The sequence below is a fragment of the Streptomyces sp. NPDC058157 genome (assembly GCF_042884105.1).
Lineage (GTDB): Bacteria > Actinomycetota > Actinomycetes > Streptomycetales > Streptomycetaceae > Streptomyces.
In genome coordinates this window covers 22,646-45,553 of record NZ_JBHVUQ010000004.1, presented here as the reverse complement: position 1 = coordinate 45,553, position 22,908 = coordinate 22,646, and the positions used below count along the sequence as shown (strand labels likewise).

At 68.3% G+C, this 22,908-nt stretch carries 26 protein-coding genes; 12 read left to right on the top strand and 14 right to left on the bottom strand.

Features of this window, described 5'->3' with window-relative positions; genetic code table 11:
* Nucleotides 1-45: 45 nt before the first annotated feature.
* From ACFVXK_RS01995 to ACFVXK_RS01970, 6 genes are read left to right on the top strand one after another with little or no spacing between them, the layout of a single operon-like run.
* Entirely contained in the window at nt 46-891 is an 846-nt protein-coding gene (locus ACFVXK_RS01995) for a glycosyltransferase (RefSeq protein WP_389609456.1), read from the top strand.
* Nucleotides 888-1,778 carry a phosphotransferase gene (locus ACFVXK_RS01990; RefSeq protein ID WP_389609454.1) on the top strand — a complete coding sequence of 297 codons (891 nt, stop codon included), beginning with the start codon at nt 888-890 and terminating at the stop codon, nt 1,776-1,778. The genes ACFVXK_RS01995 and ACFVXK_RS01990 overlap by 4 nt, the downstream gene beginning before the upstream one ends.
* Nucleotides 1,775-2,506, top strand: coding sequence for a glycosyltransferase (locus tag ACFVXK_RS01985; RefSeq protein ID WP_389609452.1), 732 nt, complete (start codon nt 1,775-1,777; stop codon nt 2,504-2,506). The genes ACFVXK_RS01990 and ACFVXK_RS01985 overlap by 4 nt, the downstream gene beginning before the upstream one ends.
* Before the next feature lie 14 nt (nt 2,507-2,520).
* Nucleotides 2,521-3,399, top strand: a complete 879-nt coding sequence (locus tag ACFVXK_RS01980; RefSeq protein ID WP_389609450.1) for a PIG-L deacetylase family protein — start codon at nt 2,521-2,523, stop codon at nt 3,397-3,399.
* The gene (locus tag ACFVXK_RS01975) at nt 3,396-4,007 is read left to right on the top strand and encodes a hypothetical protein (protein WP_389609448.1); all 612 of its coding nucleotides are present in this window, start codon (nt 3,396-3,398) and stop codon (nt 4,005-4,007) included. Before ACFVXK_RS01980 ends, ACFVXK_RS01975 begins: the two co-directional genes overlap by 4 nt.
* Nucleotides 4,004-5,059 carry a glycosyltransferase gene (locus ACFVXK_RS01970; protein ID WP_389609446.1) on the top strand — a complete coding sequence of 352 codons (1,056 nt, stop codon included), beginning with the start codon at nt 4,004-4,006 and terminating at the stop codon, nt 5,057-5,059. Before ACFVXK_RS01975 ends, ACFVXK_RS01970 begins: the two co-directional genes overlap by 4 nt.
* On the opposite strand, the gene ACFVXK_RS01965 is transcribed toward ACFVXK_RS01970, so the two are convergent.
* The 5 genes from ACFVXK_RS01965 to ACFVXK_RS01945 form a co-directional block, all read right to left on the bottom strand.
* On the bottom strand, nt 5,056-6,063 hold the full coding sequence (locus ACFVXK_RS01965) for a phosphotransferase (RefSeq protein ID WP_389609444.1): 1,008 nt from the start codon (nt 6,061-6,063) through the stop codon (nt 5,056-5,058). The genes ACFVXK_RS01970 and ACFVXK_RS01965 overlap by 4 nt on opposite strands.
* A 119-nt stretch (nt 6,064-6,182) precedes the next feature.
* Nucleotides 6,183-6,632 carry a hypothetical protein gene (locus ACFVXK_RS01960; RefSeq protein ID WP_389609443.1) on the bottom strand — a complete coding sequence of 150 codons (450 nt, stop codon included), beginning with the start codon at nt 6,630-6,632 and terminating at the stop codon, nt 6,183-6,185.
* Nucleotides 6,633-6,746: 114 nt separating this feature from the next.
* The gene (locus ACFVXK_RS01955; RefSeq protein ID WP_389609441.1) at nt 6,747-7,013 is read right to left on the bottom strand and encodes a hypothetical protein; all 267 of its coding nucleotides are present in this window, start codon (nt 7,011-7,013) and stop codon (nt 6,747-6,749) included.
* A 192-nt stretch (nt 7,014-7,205) separates the two neighbouring features.
* On the bottom strand, nt 7,206-7,670 hold the full coding sequence (locus ACFVXK_RS01950; RefSeq protein ID WP_389609439.1) for a hypothetical protein: 465 nt from the start codon (nt 7,668-7,670) through the stop codon (nt 7,206-7,208).
* A complete protein-coding gene (locus ACFVXK_RS01945) occupies nt 7,670-8,077 on the bottom strand; it encodes a hypothetical protein (RefSeq protein WP_389609438.1) in 408 nt (135 codons plus the stop codon). Before ACFVXK_RS01945 ends, ACFVXK_RS01950 begins: the two co-directional genes overlap by 1 nt.
* Nucleotides 8,078-8,197: 120 nt before the next feature.
* Here ACFVXK_RS01945 and ACFVXK_RS01940 point away from each other — a divergent pair, with 120 nt between their 5' ends.
* The 4 genes from ACFVXK_RS01940 to ACFVXK_RS01925 all read left to right on the top strand — a co-directional run bounded on the left by ACFVXK_RS01940 (nt 8,198) and on the right by ACFVXK_RS01925 (nt 9,994).
* On the top strand, nt 8,198-8,641 hold the full coding sequence (locus ACFVXK_RS01940; RefSeq protein WP_389609436.1) for a hypothetical protein: 444 nt from the start codon (nt 8,198-8,200) through the stop codon (nt 8,639-8,641).
* Nucleotides 8,642-8,814: 173 nt separating this feature from the next.
* On the top strand, nt 8,815-9,024 hold the full coding sequence (locus tag ACFVXK_RS01935; RefSeq protein WP_389609435.1) for a hypothetical protein: 210 nt from the start codon (nt 8,815-8,817) through the stop codon (nt 9,022-9,024).
* Nucleotides 9,025-9,239: 215 nt separating this feature from the next.
* Entirely contained in the window at nt 9,240-9,620 is a 381-nt protein-coding gene (locus tag ACFVXK_RS01930; RefSeq protein WP_389609433.1) for a hypothetical protein, read from the top strand.
* A gap of 113 nt (nt 9,621-9,733) precedes the next feature.
* A complete protein-coding gene (locus ACFVXK_RS01925) occupies nt 9,734-9,994 on the top strand; it encodes a hypothetical protein (protein ID WP_389609431.1) in 261 nt (86 codons plus the stop codon).
* Between the two features lie 650 nt (nt 9,995-10,644).
* On the opposite strand, the gene ACFVXK_RS01920 is transcribed toward ACFVXK_RS01925, so the two are convergent.
* The 3 genes from ACFVXK_RS01920 to ACFVXK_RS01910 form a co-directional block, all read right to left on the bottom strand.
* Nucleotides 10,645-11,523, bottom strand: a complete 879-nt coding sequence (locus tag ACFVXK_RS01920) for a hypothetical protein (RefSeq protein WP_389609429.1) — start codon at nt 11,521-11,523, stop codon at nt 10,645-10,647.
* Nucleotides 11,524-11,944: 421 nt separating this feature from the next.
* Entirely contained in the window at nt 11,945-12,304 is a 360-nt protein-coding gene (locus tag ACFVXK_RS01915; protein WP_389609427.1) for a hypothetical protein, read from the bottom strand.
* Nucleotides 12,305-12,510: 206 nt separating this feature from the next.
* Entirely contained in the window at nt 12,511-17,388 is a 4,878-nt protein-coding gene (locus tag ACFVXK_RS01910) for a hypothetical protein (protein ID WP_389609425.1), read from the bottom strand.
* Between the two features lie 631 nt (nt 17,389-18,019).
* On the opposite strand from ACFVXK_RS01910, the gene ACFVXK_RS01905 reads away from it, so the two are divergent.
* Nucleotides 18,020-18,982, top strand: coding sequence for a restriction endonuclease (locus ACFVXK_RS01905; RefSeq protein ID WP_389609423.1), 963 nt, complete (start codon nt 18,020-18,022; stop codon nt 18,980-18,982).
* Nucleotides 18,983-19,146: 164 nt separating this feature from the next.
* On the opposite strand, the gene ACFVXK_RS01900 is transcribed toward ACFVXK_RS01905, so the two are convergent.
* The 3 genes from ACFVXK_RS01900 to ACFVXK_RS01890 form a co-directional block, all read right to left on the bottom strand.
* On the bottom strand, nt 19,147-19,350 hold the full coding sequence (locus tag ACFVXK_RS01900; RefSeq protein ID WP_389609421.1) for a hypothetical protein: 204 nt from the start codon (nt 19,348-19,350) through the stop codon (nt 19,147-19,149).
* 290 nt (nt 19,351-19,640) lie between these two features.
* On the bottom strand, nt 19,641-20,108 hold the full coding sequence (locus ACFVXK_RS01895; RefSeq protein WP_389609419.1) for a hypothetical protein: 468 nt from the start codon (nt 20,106-20,108) through the stop codon (nt 19,641-19,643).
* 17 nt (nt 20,109-20,125) lie between these two features.
* Nucleotides 20,126-20,284: a hypothetical protein gene (locus tag ACFVXK_RS01890; protein ID WP_389609417.1), complete on the bottom strand. Its 159-nt coding sequence runs from the start codon at nt 20,282-20,284 to the stop codon at nt 20,126-20,128.
* Nucleotides 20,285-20,489: 205 nt separating this feature from the next.
* Between ACFVXK_RS01890 and ACFVXK_RS01885 the strand changes: the two genes are divergently transcribed.
* Nucleotides 20,490-20,912 (top strand): hypothetical protein, encoded by a 423-nt coding sequence (locus ACFVXK_RS01885; RefSeq protein WP_389609415.1) that lies wholly within the window; start codon nt 20,490-20,492, stop codon nt 20,910-20,912.
* A gap of 13 nt (nt 20,913-20,925) precedes the next feature.
* Here ACFVXK_RS01885 and ACFVXK_RS01880 read toward each other — a convergent pair whose 3' ends face one another.
* From ACFVXK_RS01880 to ACFVXK_RS01870, 3 genes are all read right to left on the bottom strand, one after another.
* Entirely contained in the window at nt 20,926-21,261 is a 336-nt protein-coding gene (locus ACFVXK_RS01880; RefSeq protein ID WP_389609414.1) for a helix-turn-helix domain-containing protein, read from the bottom strand.
* A gap of 10 nt (nt 21,262-21,271) precedes the next feature.
* The gene (locus tag ACFVXK_RS01875; RefSeq protein ID WP_389609412.1) at nt 21,272-21,763 is read right to left on the bottom strand and encodes a replication/maintenance protein RepL; all 492 of its coding nucleotides are present in this window, start codon (nt 21,761-21,763) and stop codon (nt 21,272-21,274) included.
* A gap of 501 nt (nt 21,764-22,264) precedes the next feature.
* Nucleotides 22,265-22,714 carry a hypothetical protein gene (locus tag ACFVXK_RS01870; protein WP_389609410.1) on the bottom strand — a complete coding sequence of 150 codons (450 nt, stop codon included), beginning with the start codon at nt 22,712-22,714 and terminating at the stop codon, nt 22,265-22,267.
* Nucleotides 22,715-22,908: the final 194 nt, after the last annotated feature.

The following is a 22,908-nucleotide window of genomic DNA, read 5'->3' as shown; positions in this document are numbered from 1 at the left end:
AGACCTCGAAGCCCTTCATCTCCTCGCAGATCCGGAGGCACGAACATGTTCTCCATCGGCATGTGCGTTGACCGGCACTACCTCGTACCGTCCCTGGCCACGCTGACCTCCGTGGCGGACCACCTGTCCTTACCGGACCGCCGGCAGGCCGCCGTACGGATCCTGACCACCGACCTGACCCGCGCGCAGGCGGACACCCTCGCCGCCCTCGCCCGTCGCTGTGGTTTCGGGTCCTTCGACCTCGCCCACCAGGCCCCGCCCGCGGCGTCGGTCATGGCGGATGCGGCCTACATCTCCATCACCACCTACCTGCGGTTCGGGTTCACCCCGGAGTTCACCGGCCGCCCGTACCTGATCTACGTGGACGCCGACGTCCACGTGCGCGGCGACATCTCCGTCCCGCTGGGTGAGCTGCCCCCGGACCGGATCGGCGCGGTGCGCGACGAGTTCAATCCCGCCGTCGGCGAGTGCCCGGCCCTCCCTGGTGTCGCCGAGCGCTGGCCGCACCTGAAGGGGCGCCCGTACGTCAACGCGGGGATGCTGTGGGTGCCCACGCCGATGCTCGCCCCCATGCGCGCCGGTGTGGAGCAGGCGCTGATCCGTGGCCGCCGGTACATCAAGCACAACGACCAGTGCGCCTTGAACCTGTGGCTTCTCGCCTCCCGCGTCAGTCACCTGGTGGAGCCGGTGTTCAACCGGTTCGACGTGGACCGCTTCTTGGAACGCGGGGAATGGGTCCGGCGGGTCCTACGCCGTCCGGTCACCCAGCGGGACGCGAAGGTGGTCCACTTCGTCGGCCGCGAGAAACCGTGGCTGCGTTCCTGTCCCGGCACGGAAGACGTGCGGGCCTACCGCTCCCACCTCCGCCGGACCATGGCGGTTGTGCGATGACCGCCGCGAGGATCCCGATGGTGGAAGCCGCCTGCACTGCCCTGGCCGGCGTCGCCGCCGAGGAAATCCGGCGCCAGAACACCGGAGCGAAGACCGCCGTCCACCGGGTGCGGCTGACCGACGGACGCCGCGTCGTGGTGAAGCTGTTCGCCGAGACCGCCTCCCACACCGCCGAGGCAGAAGGGCGCCTGCTGCGGACCATCGCCGCCACCGGGAAGATCAACGTTCCCGAGGTGATCGCCTCCGGCGCCGTCCCCGGACAGGCTGTCACGGCCCTGATCACCCGCGACGTGGGCACGTCGACCCTGGGCGACGAGATCCGCGAAGGCAGGATGTCGCGCGCGGCGGTTCTGCTGCGTCTGGCTCTGCTGACGGCCGCCTTCCACTCCATCCCCGTCCCGCCGGGTGTTCCCCTCGCACCCCGTATCGGGGAACAGGTCTCCGCCCTGGCCTCGCACTGCCCCGCGGAGGTCTTCGCCCGGCTCGGTCAGGCGCTGGAGACGATCGCTGGCTCCACGCGCCGGGACCGGATGACGTGGTGCCACGGTGACCTGCACTTCGACAACGCCGTCACCAGCCCCCGCACCACTGACGGCACCGCGTTGCCGGAGTACCTGGTGGACTTCGAGGCCGCCACCGTGGACGTGCCCGAGTACGACCTCGCCCAGACCCTCGTCACCTGCGACGCCCTCGACATGCCCTCGCGGACCTTCCTGGCCGCCGCGTACGGCCACCCCGTCGACATGAACTTGTTGGACGCCTACATCACGTTCCAGGCCGTACGCGGATGGACCTACGCCGCATGCCGCGAAGGCCGCCACCGCACCACCTGGGCGACCCGCATGCACCAGGCCCTCACCCCCAGCGAGAGGACGACCCGGCCATGACCGCTCCCGCCCTGTCGGTGATCATCCCCGCCTACAACGAGGCGGACTACCTTCCCCGCTACCTGCCCACCGTCACCGCCTCCCTCGCCCGGTGGGAGGAGACGACCGGCGAGCGCGGGGAGGTGATCGTCGTCGACAACGCCAGCACCGACGCCACCGCGAAGGTCGCCGCCGACCACGGCGCCCAGGTGGTCAGCGAGCCGGTCCGTTCCATCGGGCGCGTCCGCAATACCGGTGCCCGAGCCGCCGCTGGCCGGATGCTGTTCTTCGTCGACGCCGACGTGGCATTGCCGCTGGAAGGCATCACCGCCGCCGCAGCTTCGATGACCGCCGGAGCCGTCGGCGGAGCAATCCCCCCGCTGTACACCCCGCGCCGGCTGGGCGCCCGAATGCTGTGCGCCTACTGGGACCACCACCGCGCCCGCCACGGAGGCGCGCAGGGCGTTACCCAGTTCTGCACCACCGACGCGTTCCACGCCGTGCACGGCTACCGCCCCGACCTCTTCATGAGCGAGGACATGGAGTTCTTCGCCCGCCTCACCGAGCACGGACGGGCCACGGGCGGACCGGTGGCGGTCCTGGAAGACCTGCGTGTGAGGCCCTCCACCCGGCGCTATGACGCCTGGTCGAGCCTGCGCATGTTCTGGTGGCAGAACCCGGTCATCGTCCGCCTCGGGCTCAGCTCCCCGCGCCTGTGGCGCAACTGGTACACCACCACCGTCCGCTGATCGGAGGCCCCTTCATGCCCCGCCTGCCCCTGCCGGACGCCCACGGCATCTACACCTTCCCCACCGACCTGATCGCCGCCCACCAGCAGTGGATGAACGGCCTGACCGCCGCCAAGGAGGTCATGACGCTCACCGCTCCCCTCACCGGCGCTCCCTACTGGATCGAGCCCCGAACCCCCGCCGGTCGGCCGGTCATCGTCATCGAGCCCCACCACGACGACTTCGCCCTCTCCGCCTCCGGTACCTTCCTCGCCGACCCCCGGCCGCTCACCGTGATCACCGTCTTCACCCGGTCCCGCAGCGTCCACCCCACCCTGGAGAACACCTACCCCAGCGTGGGCGCGGTCTCGGCGCTCCGCGACAGGGAGGCGGCGGCGTCCCTCGCCCCGTTCGGCGCCGACCGCATCGGCCTCGGGCACAAGGACGCCGAAGCTCCCTACCGCCCCTACAGCGAGGAGTTGCTGGACCAGGTGACCGGCGAACTCGCCGAGATCATCGACCGCGAACCCCACGCCGAGCTGATCGCGCCCGCCGCGGTCACCCGTCACCCCGACCACCTCTTGGTCCACGAAGCCGCACGCACGCTCGGATGCCGCTGGTTCTGGGAGGACGTCGCGTTCTGGTCCACCTACGCTCTCGCCGGCTGCGACCGGCACCTCTTCCAGCAGCGCACCCGCGGCGAACTCGAACCCGAGATCCACGACATCACCGCCACCGTGCTCGACAAGGTCACCGTCCTGCACATGCACGGCTCCCAGATGCACCCCGCCCGCAAGATGTACCGGCCGATCCGCCACGCCCACACCGTCGCGGCCGACATGCTCACCGCCGGTCCCGACGACATCGCCGGCCCGTACGCGGAGCGCTTCTACAGGCTGGGAGGCACCCGGTGATCATCGCCCTCGAAGGACCCTCCTACGCGGGCAAGACGACCGCCCTGCGGCACCTGCGGACCCTGCCCTCCATGGCGGACGTCCTGATCATGGACTGCTACGTGAAGATGATCCCCCGCATCGAGGACATCCCCCGGCCCTCCACCGAATCCGCCGCCGAACAGCTCGCCGCCTTCGAGGCATTCATGGCCCTGGAGGCCCAGCGCGTACAGGCCGTGGTCGACCACGACGGCCCGGTGATCCTGGACCGCTCGGTGGACACGCTGCTGGCCCACGCCCACGCCATGGACGTCATCTACGGGTTTGGCGTGCACGACCGGGCCCGCGCCCTTCTCGGGGACCTCCCGCACCTGGCCCCTGATCACACCCTCTACCTCGACGTGCCCTTGGAGACCCTGGCGCTTCGCCGCAAGGCCGCCGGGCACACCGAAACGGAGCCCGACTACTTCCTCCACGACCCCGAATTCCTCACCCACGCACGCTCGTACTTCTGCGCCGGGGCCCACCACCCGGTCACGTCCGAGACGGTCACCGTCCCCGGAGACGGCTGCCGCCGGGACACCGCCACCGTCGTCCAGACCCTCATCACTCACTGGATGGGCCGATGAACGCTCCCACCGTCGTCTTCGCCTGGCGCCGTACCCCGCCCCCGCTGCTGATCGGTGGCGCCGAGGTCTCCCAGCAGCTCCTCGCCGAGGAGTTCGCCCGAGCCGGGTGGAACGTCGTCTACCTCGGAAGCCACGAAGCCCCTTGGGACAGCTCCCCGCGCATCGGACACCTGCGCGCCCACCTCCTCGCCCACGGGGTCGGATGGGAGGAGCAGGGGGGAGAGATCCGCTACTCGTGGAACGGAGTCGCCTGCGCCGCGCTCCCCCAGGACCGGATCGAGAAGGAATTCGCCCGGCTGCTGAGCGATCTGGCCCCCGAGCTGGTGATCACCTCCCAGGAAGGGTCATCCGACCTGGCGGCCACGGCCCGCGCCCGTACGACCGTCGCCGGGTGGCTGCACTCTGTCTCGTCCACCGGTCTGGGCGTCCTGGCCGGCTCGCCGCACCACGCTCTTGCGACTTCCAGATTCGTCGCCAGCCGAGCCCGCCCCGCCCCGCGGACGAAGGTCACCGTGTTCTACCCGCCGTACTCACCGGCAACGATGGGCGAAGAACTGCCGCGCCTGGCAAGGGACGGCCTGCTGATGGTCAACCCGATCCCGGCCAAGGGCTCCTGCCTGCTGCATCAGCTCGTCGAGCGTCTGCCCCAGCAGCAGTTCACCCTCGTCGAAGGCTGGTGGGACACCGCCCGCGAATTCACCGGCTACCCCAACGTCACGTACGTGCCCCGCACCTACACCATGGGGCCCCTGTACGCCGCACACCAGCTCCTGCTGGTGCCCTCCCAGGTGGAAGACGCCTTCCCTCGCGTCATCGCAGAGGCGGGACTGCACGGGGTGCCCGCGCTCGGCTCCGACCGGGGCGGTATCCCCGAGGCCATCGGGCCCGGCGGCATCGTGCTCCCGCCGGACGACACGGACGCCTGGGTGGCCGCCATCAACACCGACGGCCACGAACAGCTCGGCGCCGCCGCCAGGACCACGGCGCTCCCGCTGACCCGGCCGTGCCTCCCGGAACTTGCTGCCGCCGGAGTCATCCCGCCCTTGCGCTAGTGGGCCGCGTAGGCCGCCTGGACCTCCCCCAGGCGGTCCGTCCACCACCTCAGCAGCGCCTCGTCCGCCAGGAACATCTCCCCGAACGTGTCGTCGTGCCGGTCCAGGAAGAACTCCAGCTGCCAGAAGTCCGTCAGCCGCTTCCACCACAGCCGGTTCACGCCGTCCGCGAGATCGGCCGCCGACAGGGCCAGCACACTGCGGTAGCCCGACACGAATGCGGAGATCCGTTCCAGGTCGAACGAGCCCCCCACGCCGAACTGCACCTGCGCGGTCCGGGCCACCTCCTCGGCGTACGGCCGCACCCCGAGTCGGTCCCAGTCCACGATCGCGACCACATCCCCGCCGGCATCCCGCAGCAGGTTCCGGTACTGGAAATCACCATGGGTCCAGCCGAAGGGGCCCGCGGGCTCCTCCCCGGCGGGGTGCCGGTCACCGAGCCGCGCGAGCAGCTCCTGGCGCTCACTCAGGGCCTCCCCCGCGGCCCTCCCGAACGGCGTCTCGGGCAGCCGGGCCATCAGCGCCCGGGCCGCTTCGTCCGCACGCTCGGCAGGCCGCACCTTCGAGATCGGAGGGTGCTCCGGGACCGGACCGGGGGCATGATGCCGAAGCCCCTCGTGCAGCCGCCCCAGGAGGACACCAAGCTCCCCGGCCTGAGCAACGGGAAGATCCGTGCCCTCCACGTGGGAGCCGGCCACCCACGGCAGCACGCAATAGCCGTGACCGCCGGTCTCCACCACCGTCTCACCGCTTTCGGACGTCAATGCCACCGGCACAGGGATGCCCTCCGCAGCGAGATCCGGCAGCACCCCCAGGTTCCTTCGTACTCGCTCCAGGGGCACGTCGCCGATCTCCTTGACCGCGTACACACCCGCCGCAGTCTCGATCCGGTAGTTGCGGTTCATCAGGCCCTCGGCGAGGTAGCGGTACGCCCGTACCTCGCCGATGCGGAACTCGTGGGCGAGGACGGGAAGGGCAGCAGCCAAGGCTTCGTCTCGGATCACACCCGGCACGTTACGCCGCTCGCGCACCCCTCACCGCGTCTTCGCCACAGAAGACGCCGAACACACAGAGCGCCCCCTCTCCCGCACGGATGGGAGAAGGGGCGCCGTTCATCGGGCGGTCAGTGGCGCTCCCACCACCAATCCGCGTAATAGCACTCCGCCTCGGGCAGTTCCTTTTCGGAGGACACCGGCTCCGGCCGGTTCCACGGCGCCGTCAGCCCTCGCTCCTGGCGCTGCTGCACGGTCAGCAGGTTCGCCCGGTGGTTGATGGCCCCCTGCATGCGCGAAGCGATCAGCCTCTCCCGCCGGCGCTCCTGCTTCCGCGCCCACTCGTTCCCCGGGGCCTGCTCCGCGTCCGCCTCGGCCCGAAGCTCGTCCCGCAGGTCCTCCAACCGCAGCTCGTAGACGGCCTGGCCCAACTGGTGCTCGTAGTCCCGCAGCGGCCACTCGTCTACCCATTCCACCGGCGCCCCGGTCATGTCGAACACCACCACCGGCGCGTCCATCCACGACGGCGGCTGAGGGGTGTACGGCGCCCTGGGCGTCTCCGGGGGCTCTTGGGCCAGCACCGCCTCGCAGTACTCCCTCCGCGGGCTCCTCCCGGGCTCCGGCGCCCTCGTCGACTCATACCGCCCCGGGAACTCGACGGGGGCCTCACGGCGCTTACGGCGGCGTCCCACGGGTCAGTCCACGATGTCCGGCAGGCCGCCCGACCACGTCGGAGGCGGAGGCGGCGCCTTGCGTACGACGTGGAAGGCCGCGGGCCCCGGCGTCTCGAACCAGCGCGGCGGCGGCCCGGTCGGGATCTGCGGATGGGAGAAGTCGACGACCCTCGGCTGTGCCGTCTTCTCCTCCTCGCGCCGCAGCAGTTCGGCGTACGCCGCCCTCGCCTCGGGGGTCGTCATGTCCACGGAGGGCTCCGCCCTGCGAAGGAATCGGGGCAGTCTCACGATGCATCCTCCTTGAGGGCCCCACCGTTTCCAGTGGGGCCGGGAACGGGTCGCAGTGGGGTGGGTCGCAGTGCAGTGGGGGACGTACGGACACCCGCCACAGCGGGGGCCGAGCGGGTAACTTGCCGGCTCCTCCGCTCCAGGTCACGCGCCCGCTCCAGTGGGGTTCGGGGAACAATCCCAGTGGGGTCCTCATTCGTCCGCATCGTCGTCCTCCAACTCCAGGCATGCGGCCAGAGCGGCGAACGGGCCGTCCTCGATCTCCGCCGCCTGCCAGGGCCTGCGACGACCGACTCGGCCGACCTCCACCGCCGTCCACCCGGTCATGTGCTCCACGTCCTGCGTCAGGCTCACCGAGGGCAGGCCCACCTCCTCCAGCACCTGCTCCTCCTCTCCCAGGCACAGGTCGACGATCGCCGCCCGGATGAAGTGGTGGCCGTTGTGCTCGTGCCCGATCCGGCGAACCCGCAGCACGACCGGACCCGGCCGGACCGTCCACCAGCACACCTCAGACGCCCAGTAACAGCCCGGCGGGGGCGGCGGATAGGTCGCCACACCCGGCAACGCCCGGTAGGCCGCGTTCGAGGGCGGCGGGTCGAAGGTCCGCCTCACGTACGACGCCGCCCACCGCGCCGGCGGGGCCATGCGCTCCTGCATCAGCCGATGTCCGAGTACGCCGACTGCGGAGCCCCCGAGCCGTAGCCCGGAGCCTGGCCACCGCCCATCTGCTGCGCTACGTAGGCCGCAGGGTCGGTGAGACGCGCGTGGTTGCCGTACTGCTGCACCGCCCGCTCGTGGGCCCGCACCCGCATGTCGCTCAGGTTCACGTAGCCCGCAGCGGCAGACGCAGCAGTCGCCGCCTGGTTGCGCTCGAACCTCTTGGCCCGCGCGGCGATCCACGCCTCGGTCCCCGCCTGGTGCTCCGGCATCACCGGCCGCAGGCTCACCTCGTATGCCTCCCGCTGTTCCTGCGCCTGCTGCTCCGCGCGCAGCCGCTGCTCGTACGCCAACTCGCGGTCGACTTCAGCGTTGGTGCGGGCGGCCCGGTCCCAGAAGTTGGTCATTTACGTTTTCTCCAGTTCAGAAAGCACACCACTCGTACCCCACTATCGTGCGACGCCATTAATGAGAAGCGGTAACGGTGCGGGAAAATGGGGAGGAAGAAGTGACCCCTGGAGGCTGTTGTGGAATACCGAGAAAGCCGCGCACGCGTACCGCTGGAAGACGCCAGGCTCCGAGCGCAGAAGTCTGTCCGCCGCGTGGATGACGGAGTCCAGGTCAATCCGGTCTCCGTCGACTACCGCAATCTCACCGAGGAAGAAGGCGCCCGGCCCGGAGTGTTCCGCAGCGACTCCGCGATCGACCCCGATATGCAGCGGCACGAAGGATGGCGCCCTTCGGGTTCTTACTCCACGAGCGTCCACAACGAGGGCGACGGAAAGCGGACGAACGCGTGGAACCGGCGCATGGTCATGGATGACGAAACCGAATACGATCACGCCGTCCGCCATGCAACCGGCGACGCCTCGCGCTACCGCAGCGGTCGACCCCGGCTGATCCTTGCGAAGCTGGTCCCCGCCGAGTTCCGCGACGGCGCGGACGACGGATACGAGACGCACGGGAACTGAACGTGCCGGACATGGAAAGAACCCCCCGGGTGTCTGTGAGCCAGGGGGCTCTTTCGTGAGAGGCGTACGACCCTACAACAACTATAGGGCCGCATTTTTCGGGGGAGAAAATGCTTCACCCGTCTGCCACTCCCCACACGCACACCAGCAGCACCGCGGCCATGCTGAGAGACATGGACCCCCGCATCGTGATCCACCGCCCCGGCGACGACGGCGGCCGGCGCGTGCACGTGGACGGAACGATCCTGGGCATGGCCTACAGCGAGATGGACCTGAGGGAGTTCTTGAGGCGGGTCGCGCTGCCCGACTGGGACGCCGTGGACATCGAGGACCGCATGCTGTTCCGGTGGGAGGGTCCGGGGCCCGAGAGCTGGGCGTCCTAGGCGTTCACCCGTCCGGCCGACTGCCACGCGTCGCCTGAAGCGGTAGGTTGCCCACGCGGACCGGCTCCCCGCTCGACGGGGTGTTCTAGGCGAGGTAGGCGCGGGAGACAACGCGCTGAGCTTCCCGCCGTCTCCCTGGCTACCGGTGTCCCGTACTCGGAGCGGCTCCCCTGGTTCCGTGCGCCCAGAAAGGCGTACGCGAAGTGGAGTCCACCATGAGCAAGAAGAAGAACAGGACCAATCAGCACCGCAAGCCCACGGGCATGAAGAAGCCTTGGCCCCAGCCCGCGGCGGCGAAGAACCCCGGCGTTGTCTTCAAGACGGCCAGCGACGAGGCCGCCTACCTCGCGCTCACCCTGCTGCCGCTCTGGGCCGACGTCGACAGCAACAGGTTCGAGGCCCTGAAAGCCACCTGCGACGTGCACAACAAGCTGTGCATCAACCACGGCATCAACGGCGGCAAGGCCCTCCTCGACGCGTTCGGCCGGCTCGCCGGAGACATGTTCCATCTGCTCGCCCATCACCTGGGCATGACGAAGGAGGCCCTCCTCGATCGGTTCATGCTCGTCGTGCGCGAGGACGAGATCGAGGAGTAGAAGGCAACACCACCGGGCGCTCACCAGCGTCTGCGGCTGCCGCCCTCCCTATCGCGGTGAACAGGGGGGCGGCGCCGGGGTGTCCGGATGCGGGGGTCCTCGTTGATCACGGCATGACGATCAAGAAGACCATCACCCTCGCCCTCGCGGCCGGTGCCGCCGCCCTCGCCTTCGCCGGCACCGCCCACGCGGACATCGCGGACACCCGGTCGGCCTGGGGAGAAACCTCCTACGAGGAGGGCATCAACGAGTTCTCGGACTGGACCGACGAGGAGAGGTCCAGCCTCCTGACCCCCGAGGCACAGTCCCGCGGCCTGCTCGACAAGGTCCTGGGGAACAGGTTCGACTACGCCCTCGACGAGGAACTCAGGTAAGCCGAGGCCGCCCCAGCACGAATTTCGGCGGGGAAACGACAGTCGAAGACTGTCAGCAGTACGAGTAGTAGAAGCACTGCGACCCCTGCGCGCCCCATGCTTCCGCTGGAGCCCAGGCCGGAGCCTTTCCGGAAAGAGCGAACGCCCCAGGCCGGCAAGCCTGAGGCGTTCTATGTTGTCCTCACCGAGAGAGCGCTGCTCGGCGTCTAGGACTTCACCCAAGGAGACTCTAAGCTCTCTCCTCCGCCGGTACCACTTCGAGCATCCGAAATGGCTTCCCCGTTACCGTCGGGCCGTTTTTTCGGGGGGCAATATGCTCCGAGACTGCAAGCCCTATGAGCACTGCTACAGGAAACCGGGTGCTGCGCACGCTCATGCTTTCGCCCGATGCCCGTGAGCCATTCTCTGCCATCCCCAGCGCATGCACCGCACTATCCCCCGCTAGAGCCAGGAAGGGCCGGCGCGGCTCTCGATTTTTCTGGGCGCAGTGTCATTTTTGTCACACCGCAAATAGGTTGACCTGCGGTTTTATTTTCTCCAGCTAAATCGCAGCAGCAGACGGCCGGGCCCCGTCGATTTAAGCTCCAGAAAATCGTCAGCACAGCACGAAGCCCCCGCCGAGAAAATCAGCGGGGGCTTTGCGTATTTTCTCAGTCGGTCTCGGTGCGCGGGGCGGGGATGCTGGGGACGCTGGCCATGGCGTTGCCCTCCCACTCGTCACGCGGGCGGATGTAGCCGTCGGCCACCTTCGAGTTCGGCGACCAGCGGCCCTGCTTGCGGATGGCCGCGCCCGAGGCGCCGTTCTCGTCGGCGATGGTGGCACCGCTGGCCCTCAGGCCGTGCGCGGTGAGCTTGACGCCGTTGTCGTCGTAGAGGACGCCGGCCGCGTCCGCGAGAGCCTGGATGATGTCGTTGACGGACTCGGCGCTCAGCTCGTCGCCGATGTTCCCCCAGCGGTCGATGCGGCGCAGGATCTTGCCGGTGGTGATGCCGGCCGCGGCGAGGGCGTCGCGGTATTCGGTGTAGGCGGTGACGGGGTCAAGAACGTCGTCCCGGCGGGGCATGACGACCCACTCGCCCTCGGCGCCCTGGTCGGTCTTGCTGCTGGCGAAGAACAGGCGCACGCCCTTGCGCGGCACCACCACGGCGTCCGGCAGAACGCGGTCCGAGAACTCGGAGCGGCGGGTCATGGCCCAGATGGACCAGATGACGATCAGGCGGTCCCGAAGGCCTGTCAGGGTGTCGGTGTCGCACTGCTCGACCATGGCGACGAAGCCGGCGGTGTCGATGGTGGCGGACTTCTTCACGCGGCGGCCGGCGTCGGCCTGGCGCTTCTTGTGGGCCTTGATCAGCAGCCGGGCCGGACGGGGGTCGGGGTGCTGCTCGACGGGGGTACGGCTCCAGGTGTGCGCGGCGAGGATCGCGGCGACGGCCTGACCGAGGGCGGACGCTCCGTACGGTTCGCCGGTCTTCTCGCTGGGGGTGTCGATGGTGACGCGGATCCACTCGGTGAGCGTCTCGGTGGTCATCGGGACCACGGATCGGCGCCCCACGCACCAGCCGGCCGCCCGCCGGAGCCAGAAGTCATATTTCCGGTAGGTCTCGGCCGGGATTGCTGCCTTGAGTGCTTCGAGCGTTTCGGTGCTGAGTTCATAATCTGCTGCGGTGTGGACCGTAAGGCCCGGAATCCGAACTTCCCCCCGGAAGTCACTCTGAGCGACGGGAAGTAGCTCCGCGTCGATGATCTCAAGCTCGTTCATTTGTCCCCTCTGTCGATCCCGGTAAGCACGGTTACCGGGACTGAGCCATACCTTAGTGAGCGTCAGTTGATCTCGACACCCCTCGTCCGGATCTTGAACCGAGCCTTGGTCCGAGTTGTTGTACTAAAAGATGGAAAGTCTAAGCCGCACCTTTTGAACTTCGATCCCGACTCCAGCCGGCGAAGGTGAGCTACCTCTTCACCTCCATGCCGTGCTCCGCGTGGTGCCGCCGGAACCAGCGCACCAGGTTGCGCTCGTCCTCGACTGAGAACACCCGGGGGCCCGTGCGGAAGAACTCGCCGGCCGCGACCTCCGACCACGGAACCGGCATCACGGTCACGGACCCGAACCGCATCGGCACCACCAACCACTTCGCGTGTTCGTCGTCCGGCGTCGGTCGGTACAGCAGCATCCCGACCGTGGGTTCGTGCCCTGGCCGTCGCCACTCGACTGGGCGCTGGTGGCTCATCTGCTTGCGAGTCAGGGGGCGACTGGCCGGCGCGGACCGCATCGTCTGGGGTGCAGATTCTTCGACGGTGATCATCTCCATGTTCCGATGATCAAGGCGTCGATTTTCGGAGTGGGAAATCGCCCGATCCGACAACCGACCCTGATACCTGACGCCCAGAACGCGCCCAAGGCAGCGTCAGACTGGGTTGCGTCCGCGGCCGGCCGGGCTACCAGAAAAACGCGCGGCTGTGATGGGGTGGGAGCTGGCCGGGCCCTGACCTGATCGCCAAGGCCCGACCGCCCCCGCTAGCCCCTGGGCGAACCCACCTGCCCCAGCACCGCCCCGACTCCGGCCAGGACTCCCGCGACCGACGCCGCCACCGCCCAACCGCCCCGCCGTCGCACCGGAACCGGCTCCCACCGAACCGGCCCCCACCCGAGGGACTCCCGCAGCTCCCGCGCTTCCTCGCGCAGGGCCAGAACCTCCGCCGCCCGCATGTCGGCAACGACCTCCCGGACGATCCTCTCCGCCTCCTCGACGGCCAGGGCGGCGACCTCCGCGCCCCAGGTGTCGACGTCGGCCCGGATCGCTTCGAGTTCGGCGCGCAGCTCGGCGAGGACGTCCACCGGCTCCGGCTGCTCGTACGCCATCCAGGCCAAGCGCGGGTCCACGGGCGCCGGTCGCTCGTACTGCGCCCACGCAATGCGCGGGTCAACGACTCGCTTCGGAACCACCAGGGCGACCGGCTCACCGCAGATCACCAGCGCGGGCAGCTCGGGTACCACGTACGTCTCCAGCGCCTCGCACACGGGCGCCTGCGGCTCCTCCAGGGCGACGGCCCGGCGAGGTACGGAGAGCTGCACGAGCGTCCCGCACACCAGGTAGTTCTCCGCCACCAGTTCGCGCGGCTCCAGGTGCTCCAGGTGTCCCGGCTCCGCCCCGTCCATGAGGACGATGGTCGTGCCGATCTTCGCGCTGACCACACGCCCGGCTCGGCCCTGGTGAAGGACGCGCGAGCCGACCTCCCAGACACCCCTCCCCGCCGACGGCAGCACTGCCTTTCCCTCCGTGTCGGCACGGTCGGAAACCTCGACCGATTCGCCGGCGTGGGGCTGAGCGATTTCTTCACCGGCCGCGATCCGCCATGCTGCCCGCCGCTCGTCGCGGGTGAGCGGGCCCTGGTGCTGCGGCTGCTCCTCCTCGACCTCGACGAACTCGGGGTCGGCGGTCGCTTCGAGCGGCTTCCAGTCGGGTCCCACGTGCTTCTCCAGCAGGGCCTTCATGAACCCCGGCTCGCCCGCCTTGGGGGCGACAGCCGCCGGGTGCTTCTTGCGTCCGTGGTCGCGCATGGCCAGGACCGCCTCCGAGTCGCAGATCACCGACTTGAAGACCTTGCCCTTGCACGTCTCGTGCAGGCAGCGCACGGAGATCGTCCAACCGTTGTTGCCCTTGGGGCTCTCCCCGTGGTGGCGGTGCTTGTCGCCCAGGTCGTTGGACTTCGTCCGGAACCTGCCCTCCGCGATCTCCCAGTCGTACGCCATGTCCTCGAAGTTGTGCCCGTACCCGTCATCGCTGGCACCCGCGTACGTGACGCTCTCGCCCTCGGTGAGCCGGGCGCCGGGGGTGTTCCTCGCCTGCTCCATCCGCTCCCGGGCCTGCGCCTTGCTCCACGCCACCACGTCCCGCCCGCACGGCCACGCGTGAATGCAGGGCTTGGGGAAGGACCCGCATCCCGCACGCGGGTTCCGCTCGGTCTCGTACGACCACTCAGGCGCGGTTTCCTCCGTGTCGGCAGGCTCGGAAACCTGCTCCTCGACCTCGACGGATTCGCCGGCGTGGGTCTGAGGAATTTCTGCGTCCTCGGCCGCCGCCTCCAGGACCGCGCGATCGAGGATGCTCACGCCCAGCTCGGCGATCACCGCGTCCGTGGTCCCCCGGTCCTTCGTCCACTCCCAGTCATCCCCGAGCACGCCCAGGTGCTCCGGCGCGGTCCAGCACAGCATGTAGCGGTCCGAAGAGGTCCGGTCGTCGCTGCACAGCTTCATTGCGTCCGCGCGGGTCATGCCCCACAGCACCCGGCGCCGGGTGGGGTTGGACTTGGCGGAGACGATGAACACGGCCACGGGCTCCACGTCGGCGGGGTCCTCGGTCTGGCCGTGAACAGCCGGGTACAGCTCGGCCAGGTAGCGGCGCAGCATCTCCCGCCACGGCACCCCGAGGAGCTGTCCCCAGACCGCCAGGGAGACCAGCGGGGAGAAGATGTCTCCGAGCTGCTGCGTCTGCGAGGACCGCGCCCCCGTCACCGGGTAGTCGGCGGGCAGGCCGACCAGGAGGCACACCTCCTCGATCGTGAACCGGCGCCCCGTGGCCGCGTTGTACCAGCCTCGGATCTTGCTGGTGATGCCGTTGATCGGCTTCGGCTCGGGGTGGCGGCTGGTCCGCCCGTCCATGCGGAAGACGTTGCCCCCGCTGGTCTTCCTGTCTCCCCGCGTGTTGATCTCCGCGTCCGGCTCCCATCCGATCGCCTCATGGGCCAGCGTGGTGATCCCCGGCGCCACCGGCAGGCCCGGACGCCGGTACCAGTGCGCCGCCAGGATCGAGCGCTTGCGGTTGCTCGGGGACCCGAAGTCCGCCGCGTCCACGGTGTCCCACTCGGCCATCTCGCACCCGGCCGTCACCAGCTCAAGCCAGATGTCCTCCTTGAGCTGCTCCGGGAGGGCGGCGGCCTGCTCGATGACGATCCGGGTGAGCGGGGCGCCGATGTACCGCAGGCCGAGAACCCAGATCACCGGGGCCAGCATCAGCCCCGCCGTCTTCGCCGTCATGCCCTCGACCAGCGCCCACATGTCCGCCACCGTGTGATCGGTGCGCTCCCCGTACGAGGAGAAGCAACCCTCCTCCCAGGTGCACTCCTCGCCGTCCTCCTCGTGGGTGCAGTACTCCGTCCCGTCCCGCTCATAGTTTCCGAACATGTATCCGACCTGGTTGATCGCCTCGATCAGGATCTCCAGGTTCTCCGCAGCACGACCGGCGCCCGTGCCCGCGATCGTGAAATCCGGGCAGGGCATCGTGAACATGGCGTCCACGGTCCACCGCAGCGCGGGGTGTTCAGGGCTCAGCGTCTTCACGTCCGCCCGCAGCACCGTGCAGCCCGCAGCCTCCGAACTCGCCGCCGCGTTCCCGGCCAGGTCGATGCAGACCATGTCCGTGTCCGACACCAGCCGCTTCCCCTTGCAGCCGCCACCGCAGCCCGAGCACAGGTTCAGCCCCCGAGGCTTCTCCGCCGGGTACAGCCACCGCACCGGCCACGGCGCGGCCAACTCCTCCCGCTGCTCCTCCGGCAGGGACTCCAGGAGCCTCACCAGCTCCTCGCCGTCGACCGCGAACAGGTCGGCATGGGTCACCGCCTTCCGCTCCTCGGCCACCGGATCCGGCTGCTCCTCGGCGACGACCTCGCCCCGGGCCATCGCGTCCGCGAGGATGGCGCGCTTGAGCGCGGGCAGGTTCGGGAACATGTCCCCGCCGGTCCGGCATCGGTTGTTCTTGTCCTCGCCCTCGAAGACCAGCCGCGCGCCGTCCGAGTGCTCGTGCTGCGCCTCGAACAGACCGGCGAGCTTGCGCACCACGTAGCGGTGACCGAGGATCTCCGCGACGCAGGGGAAGCGGCTCTTGTCCCCGAACACGATGTCGCCGACCTTGACCTTGGCCACGACCTTCTTCGGCGCAAGGCTGCTCCGCCCCACCGTCTTCTCCTCCGCCTGATTCGTCGTCGTCTCGGTGCCCATCAGCCGGGCGAACTGCGCGGGGTCGTCCTTCAAGCCAGCCCGCAGGCGCCGGAACGCTTCACCGGCCGTCTTGCCGACCTGGAGCGCGGCGGCGTGCCACCTGATGACGTACTGGCGCGTTTCCCACTTCGCGACGAACTCGGTCCCGTCGATCTCGCGGGTGATCTTCTGGAGCTGCTCGCACGGCCCCTCCGCCATGCGCTCCGCGTCGAAGTGCGGCTGGCGCCGGTGCATGCCCGCGCGCCCCCGGGCGTCTTCCTCGCGCGTGAACACGTCGATGTCGTGCGTCCACCCGCACGAGCACGTGATGACGTGGAACCCGTCCAGCTCGGTCACCGTGGTCACGTGCTGCGGCGCCACCGGCTCCGGCACGTCGTCGAAGCTCATCTGCCCGGGACCCGGCTCGGCCGACTCCTCGACGTCCTCGACGGCGCCCCCGCAGCCGCAGGTGTACCCGCCACGGTCGTACAGGTCGGCGGTCAGCTCACGCCCTGCCCGCGTGCACGGGTACCAGGTCCCGCAGACCGCGCACGCACGGTCAAGCTGACGTTCCGCGCGGCGGACGTCCTCCCCGGCATCCTGAATCGCACCCTCGGCGCGGTCCCGGTATTCCATGGCGGACGCGTGGGCATCGCTGCTGCGCTCCGTCCAGTCATCCATCACCGCGTCCCACGGGCCGTCAGAGAAAAACATGACGCTGGATATCCGGTACGCCGCAGCGTGAGCCCAGCGGGCCCGCCGGTAGAGCCGCTCCGCCGCTTCGAATTCGGGGCGGATAAGGTCCGCGTGCCGCTTCGCTTCGGAAATCTGCTCACGGCATGCCCGCGCGGTCCGAGAGACCTCGGAGATATCCGCGTAGCAGGCCGTTTCGAGTGCGAGTCGCTCCGCCTCTTTCGCGTGCTCCTCCGCCTGCCCCGCGTACTTCTGAGCGTCACGAGACAGCCTAACGACAGACCACGCCTGCCGACCAGCCGGAGTGTTCGGGTCGGAAATGTCGTCCTCGGTCTCGACCATTTCCGGTTCGACCTGCCGACTCGGGTCCTCACCACGGATCGCCGGATTGGCCAGGATCATGTACCGGGCATTGTCGACCTTGGACCGGCCAACGCCCCGGTAGTCGGTACCGCCGAGCGTCACATCACAAAGCTTGGTCACGGCTGCATAGCTCACGTCATAGCGTCGGCCCTTTTGGTCCCACACAAGGTAGACGTAGCCCTTCCCGTTCGCCGTTTCGGCGGTAAGGGTGAGGTACAGCCGCTCCAAGGCGTGCGGCGCGACTTCCGCCGATATGGTCCACCCCTGGGCGCGCGCGGCCGAGACCAGCGGCGCAATGGTGGACGGCAGGACGTATGACGCGTCCTGAAAAAGGACAGAGCTGTCCCCTTGAACATGACCCATCTGAAGAAAACCCCTATCGCGCAGTCGCCTGGATTCGCCCGGTACGAACGGGCGGCCCCTTCGGTGAGGCAGAGCCCCATTCTATAAAGAAAGGGGGAAGGGTAGGGGATTCAGAGGAAAAAAGAAAGGCGGGTAATATCACGCCCAGAATGTGAGATTTCATTTGCGCGAGCGGTGATGTCCTGGATGCCCCAGCGAAATGCATTAAGTAATGCTAAATGGAGACACCCCCCACCATTAACGGCGATTTCCCGATAAATAGGGGCCTGACCTCTCGCACGCGCACCCACCCTGGAGTGAAACGCAGTGTCAGCGCGGGGGCAGTGGCCTGAACCCTAGTCGGGATACCGGTTCCTGAACAGGATCTCGGAACCCGCAACAACATGTGCTAGGTTCCCTTAGCGAGAACTCCAGTCGCCTGGACTCTCATGTGGTGCCGGGTACGACTTCTCCTTCGGGAGTTGCCGGCACCACTTTTGACTTCTCCGGGCATTCCGCCCTGCGGACGCACCTGACGTTCCGTCACAAGATCGGCTAGCTTCTCCTCTGCGCGACGCGCCCGAGGGAGGGGAAGCATATGAAAGCCGACACGCGTCCAAGGAAGTCCCCGGACCACACCCGGATACCCGAGGTGGAAGCCGCCGAGAAGGCCGTGCGCCGGCTGCACGAGCTGATGCACGACGTCGACAGGGGCAACTTCAGCGGCCCGACGACGCTGTTCGGGGTCCCCTTGGACGACTTCGAAGGGATGCTGCCTGGCGGGATTCCGGTCGACGAGGCCCGCCAGTACGCGCAAGCGGGTGAATGGCTCATAGGCCGGTGCAAGGAGCTGCTCACGGCAGGCATGCGGGCCTGCGAGGACGTCGAGAAGCTCTACGCCGCGGATCCCAAGTCCCTGCGGCGTGCTGCGGCCGTGGACAGCATCCACCCGAGGATCCAGGACCTCTGCCAAGAACTGGACAGGGGTCATTGGGTCGCGGGAGAGCAGATGGCGGTGTTCGAGGCGGCCGTCAACCAGCCCACGAACCGCTACTACACCGTCTCCGCGCTGCTCATCCACGACTACGAAGAGGCCGCGGGGAGGCTTGCGGCAGTGGTCGGCAACATCTCGCAGGTGCTGAGCGCCACGTGCGCGAGCATCCACAGAGACATCGAGGCCGTCATCATGCGGCGGGCAGGGCTGTACCTGCGGCAGATCGACAACCTTCACCACTCCGCGTTCGAGCAGCACATCGCCGACCTGCTCGACCGAGACGGCTACCGCATCGTGCGCTCCGGCGGCGGGGCTGGCGATCAGGGCGTGGACGTCCTCGCCGTCGATGAGCTGGGCAACCACCTCGCGGTCCAGGCGAAGCACTTCACGGCGGGCAACGGCAGGGTCGGGCAGCCGGTCCTCCAGCACCTCGTCGGCGGCAACCATCCGCCCCGCACGCTTCCGATCGTCGTCACGAACGGCGCGTTCGTCGGCGGAGCGAAGGCGTGGGCTGCGGAAGGCGACAGGGTGCGCCTGATCGACCGCGAGGGACTGAAGCGGTGGTCGGAGGCGGGAATGCCGCTGGCGGATGTCCTGAGGGGGCCTGGGCCGACGCGGTGACGAACGGGGTCCCGTTGTGAGCGGGGCTTCTCCGTGTTCTCCGGCAACCGCCCCGGCGTCGCCCTCGGCGGAGACGCCGGTTACCTACGTAACCAGCGGCCACGTACCTGTACTGCTGGCCGGAGTTGACGGACCTTCGTCGTCCCCCGATTCCGGCGCCCCGCTCAGACGTTCCGGCCGAGGTCGATCGCGGTGGTGACGTCCTCGACGGTGAGGCGGTAGAGGGACTCCCTGTCTTCCATCTGCACCCACACCTCGAACCCTTCGAGTTCGCCGGCGAGGGTCTCCAGGATCTCGGCCACCGGGGTCGGCTTGCCCTCGACGCGTTCGAGGCGGACGGCGAGCGTGTACGGGATCTGTCGGGCCATGAGGAAGCCTCCTGGGGCGAGGTGACGGGAGGGGGGATACCGAGAGCCTCCCGGCCCCTCATCCCCCCGTCAAACCCCTGCCCAGCGGCTTGAGGGGCCCCTCTGCGACTTCTTGCGCGCTCTTGCAGCCCGGGAGCGCCAGCGGAGTCCGTCAGGAAATCGTGAACCGTCCGTCCTGCTGCCCGACGGAGCCCTCGCCGTCGTCCTTTCGCGCCCCATCTCGGTTCGGCAAAGCCTTCTTCATGGCCCCGGCGCCGGCCTAGGCCCTGTTCTGTTCTGTTCTGTTCTGGTCAGGCGGCCACGGACCCCCACGACGGGACCGGGGACTCCGCCTCGAAAAGGCGGATAGCCAGCTTGCCCAGGTAAGCGGCTTGGTCGTTCTTCGGCAGTCGGCCGAAAGCGTCTCCCTGTCGCAGCTGGCGCAGAACCCAGTCACTGGTACCCAAGATGGGGAGCGAACGCCGGTACGAGCCCGCTGTGACCCACACGTCGCGGTAGTCGTCGCCGCCGTCCAGGTCGAGAAGGTCAAGACGGACGCCCATGTACGTCCTGCCGATGCCCGGCTTGTAGACCCCGCGGCGCTCGTGCACTCGCAGGGCGACGACGTGGCCCTGAAGCTGCCGCAGAACATCGCGGTGGAGGAACGTGGCCTTGCCGACCTGCACGGCATACGCCGCCAGTTGATCGCGGATGTGCTGGGCCTTGGGGTCGTTCTCGATCCAGTGCGTGAGCATCGGTGTGAGGGTGGTGACGGTCAACGTGTTCTCCCTGGGGGTCACTGCGGGTTCCCTTCTCCGCCCTCGTCGTCGCGGTCGATCCGGCGGGTGTGCTGGGTCTCGTCGAAGACCTGCCACCACCGCCACCGTCGCGGCTCGGTATGCGCCGGCCGGATCTCCGTGAAGTCGCCGCGGTCTACGGCCTGGTGCTCGAACACGGTCTCGTCCTCCTGGTCGTCGCCTTCGCCCCTGATCCCGAAGGGCCGTGGCCGACGGGGTGAAGGGATCCTGTCCATCGCGAGTTACGGCGATAACGCCCCAACCGGGTGAATTATCAGAAAATGCGCCCTTTGCTGTATGGGTTGATCACGGACAAGATCACGGCCGGGGCTGATGGTCTCGGCGCGGCAGAAGGAAAACCGCGTGAAGCCACACAGCACTCGGACCGCCGCCCGCCGGGCAGTCACCCCGGAACGCGCCGAGGCCCTCCTGCTGGCCGCAGGAGACCCCGAGGAACCGAAGGTGGAGACCGACGCCGAGGGGCGCGCCCTGATCCCGCACGCGCCGCTGTGGCGCCCCGGGGCGCACTTGCATGAGTTCGCCGCGATCTGGCCTGTCTCCACTACGCCGAGGACCCGCAGCCACCGGCACGGGCGTCTTCTCGCGCACGTCCGGGTCCTCGACGGCGGCGGGAAGGTCCGGGACCTGGGGTACCGGCGCCTAGAACTCGTGCACTGGATCCTCGGGCTGTCGACTTCGCTCGGGGCCGGCTGGGTCGTCGGCAGGGTCACGCCGATGCTCGGGCACGGCGCCCAGCTCACGGCGCTTCCGAGGCGGCGACGGTAACCGCCAGAGGCACTCAGGCTGCGAGGGGCATCGCCACGACCTTCTCGCTCGGCCGGTATCCACCGAGCATGTAGTCAGCGTGGATCTGCCAACGGCCCCCGTCGAGAGGCTTGATGACCCCCGCCTCTCGGAGCTGCTTGAGGCACTTCGAGACCGTCGGCTGGGAGCACCCCAGGACCTCGGCGATGGCCTCTTGCGAGCCCGTGAGGGCGACTCCGGGTGCGCCGGGTGTCTGGGTACTGGTGAGCAGGAACAGAAGGCGGTAGGCGTTGGCCGTCAGGTCGTAACGCACGCGACCCCGGTTCACCGAGCGGAGGTAGTCCACGGAGTATTTGGTGTAGCGACTCATGGTCCCTCTCTCACGCAGCCTTACGGTCAGTTGATTCGGGTTGGCGACGGTAGTGGTTTCCGTCAGGGATTGCCTTGATTGCTGCCCCGTGATCCCTGCCCGACCCACAATAGACAAACTGCGGGTTGAGCATCACCGCCGAGCGGTTGATCGGTCGTAGAATGTGCAGCTCCCGGAGCACCTTCATGGACACGGAGATCTTGGACTGGGCAACACCCAGTGCATCGCCCAGTTCGGATTGCTTCTTGTAGATGATCAGGCCGGGAGAGCTTCTGTTCTGGAGTTCGATCAGCAGGGACAAGAGGTCGTAATCGGCGACGGACTTACGGTTGTGGCGCATCACGCGGAACATCTCGTGAGCGATCATCGAAAATTTTTGGCCAGCGAACCCGTATGCGTAATCCGGTTCACTAGTCGAATGGATCTTGAAGTTCCGCATCTCGCCGGACAGTTCGTCGACGGCTTCGATGGAGTTGATCTTCTCTTGACTGCGGCGCGGCACAAGGTCTCCCGCGAAGGAGGGGGAAGGGGCTACGGCCCATCCGCGCCGTACCGCGGCCTTGCCTACACCACAGTCTATTCGCTGGCTTTGGATACCTATACCGCTACCAGGGGGACTGTCCGGCCCGGTTCTATACCTCACAGAGATAGCGGAATCTCGGTGAGATATATCTTTCGAGGCGTTTCCGCAGGTCAGCGGGCTGTCGTGTCGATTCGCTCTTACACCCGTGGTGGAGCTGGTTCCGGTGCTCCTGCTCTGGCCTCGACGGCCCGGGGCTCCGTCCGACCTGCCCTGACAGTGGCCCTCCGGTGAGCGACCGAAGGGAGCGGGGAGGGCCAGGGGGACCGTAGGGACCCCCATAGCAACGAGCTTGAGCTATGGATCTCCCTACGGTCGATCTGGGCGACCCCGCTCCCTTCGGTCGCTCACCGGCCGCCCACCCTTGGGGGTCATCGACAGCGCCGCATCCTTCAGGAGTGGGGACCATGGCATGAGCAGGCGCTAAATCCAGCCCAGCGCCTCGCAGTGCTTGAAGACGCGGGCGTACTCGGAAACCGTGGGGGGCATCAAGACCCAAGGGGTCTGGACGTGGACAATCCAGCCGGCGCAGATTCCCTGCATCCCCTGAGCCGCCCTCAGGGCTTCGACCAAATAGACGTGCTTGACGGTCACCAGCTTCGCCTCCGGCCTCTCCACGGGCACGGCTTCGCCTGGATCCTCCGATCCCAGCAACTGCTCCAGGACCCGCTCCTTGGGCGACATGTCCGCGCGCCGTTTTTTCGGCCCGGCGTTCAACACCTGCTCCAGCGGTGAGAACTCGGTGACCACCGCCGGCTGCGTTTTGCCGTGGCCGTCGAACCAGTTCTCGATGTACTCGACCGGGCGGAAGGCGACGAGAAGGGCGCGGTACTGCTCGGGCTGGAAGACGTCCTGGGCGATGGTTACGGTCACCTCTCCAGCGTGATCTCCATGCCCCGGAACCGAGAAGACGCCAAACCGGTGAACGGCGACGGCAGGGCCAAAAGGGTGACCAGACGGCGTGTCGGGCCGGATATCCCACCAGCGGATGATCAGCTCGCCACGAGGCCCTGAGACGCGGATAGCCCGGCACCACTGCTGGGAACGCCGCCTGGTGGACGTGGTAG

Bases quoted from the DNA above. Each gene is read 5' to 3' on its own strand.
- ACFVXK_RS01915 (WP_389609427.1), bottom strand. From the start codon at position 12,304: ATGGAGATGATCACCGTCGAAGAATCTGCACCCCAGACGATGCGGTCC.
- ACFVXK_RS01990 (WP_389609454.1), top strand. From the start codon at position 888: ATGACCGCCGCGAGGATCCCGATGGTGGAAGCCGCCTGCACTGCCCTG.
- ACFVXK_RS01945 (WP_389609438.1), bottom strand. From the start codon at position 8,077: ATGACCAACTTCTGGGACCGGGCCGCCCGCACCAACGCTGAAGTCGAC.
- ACFVXK_RS01930 (WP_389609433.1), top strand. From the start codon at position 9,240: ATGAGCAAGAAGAAGAACAGGACCAATCAGCACCGCAAGCCCACGGGC.
- ACFVXK_RS01935 (WP_389609435.1), top strand. From the start codon at position 8,815: ATGGACCCCCGCATCGTGATCCACCGCCCCGGCGACGACGGCGGCCGG.
- ACFVXK_RS01920 (WP_389609429.1), bottom strand. From the start codon at position 11,523: ATGACCACCGAGACGCTCACCGAGTGGATCCGCGTCACCATCGACACC.
- ACFVXK_RS01980 (WP_389609450.1), top strand. From the start codon at position 2,521: ATGCCCCGCCTGCCCCTGCCGGACGCCCACGGCATCTACACCTTCCCC.
- ACFVXK_RS01985 (WP_389609452.1), top strand. From the start codon at position 1,775: ATGACCGCTCCCGCCCTGTCGGTGATCATCCCCGCCTACAACGAGGCG.
- ACFVXK_RS01970 (WP_389609446.1), top strand. From the start codon at position 4,004: ATGAACGCTCCCACCGTCGTCTTCGCCTGGCGCCGTACCCCGCCCCCG.
- ACFVXK_RS01950 (WP_389609439.1), bottom strand. From the start codon at position 7,670: ATGCAGGAGCGCATGGCCCCGCCGGCGCGGTGGGCGGCGTCGTACGTG.
- ACFVXK_RS01880 (WP_389609414.1), bottom strand. From the start codon at position 21,261: ATGAGTCGCTACACCAAATACTCCGTGGACTACCTCCGCTCGGTGAAC.
- ACFVXK_RS01910 (WP_389609425.1), bottom strand. From the start codon at position 17,388: ATGGGTCATGTTCAAGGGGACAGCTCTGTCCTTTTTCAGGACGCGTCA.
- ACFVXK_RS01995 (WP_389609456.1), top strand. From the start codon at position 46: ATGTTCTCCATCGGCATGTGCGTTGACCGGCACTACCTCGTACCGTCC.
- ACFVXK_RS01900 (WP_389609421.1), bottom strand. From the start codon at position 19,350: ATGGCCCGACAGATCCCGTACACGCTCGCCGTCCGCCTCGAACGCGTC.
- ACFVXK_RS01925 (WP_389609431.1), top strand. From the start codon at position 9,734: ATGACGATCAAGAAGACCATCACCCTCGCCCTCGCGGCCGGTGCCGCC.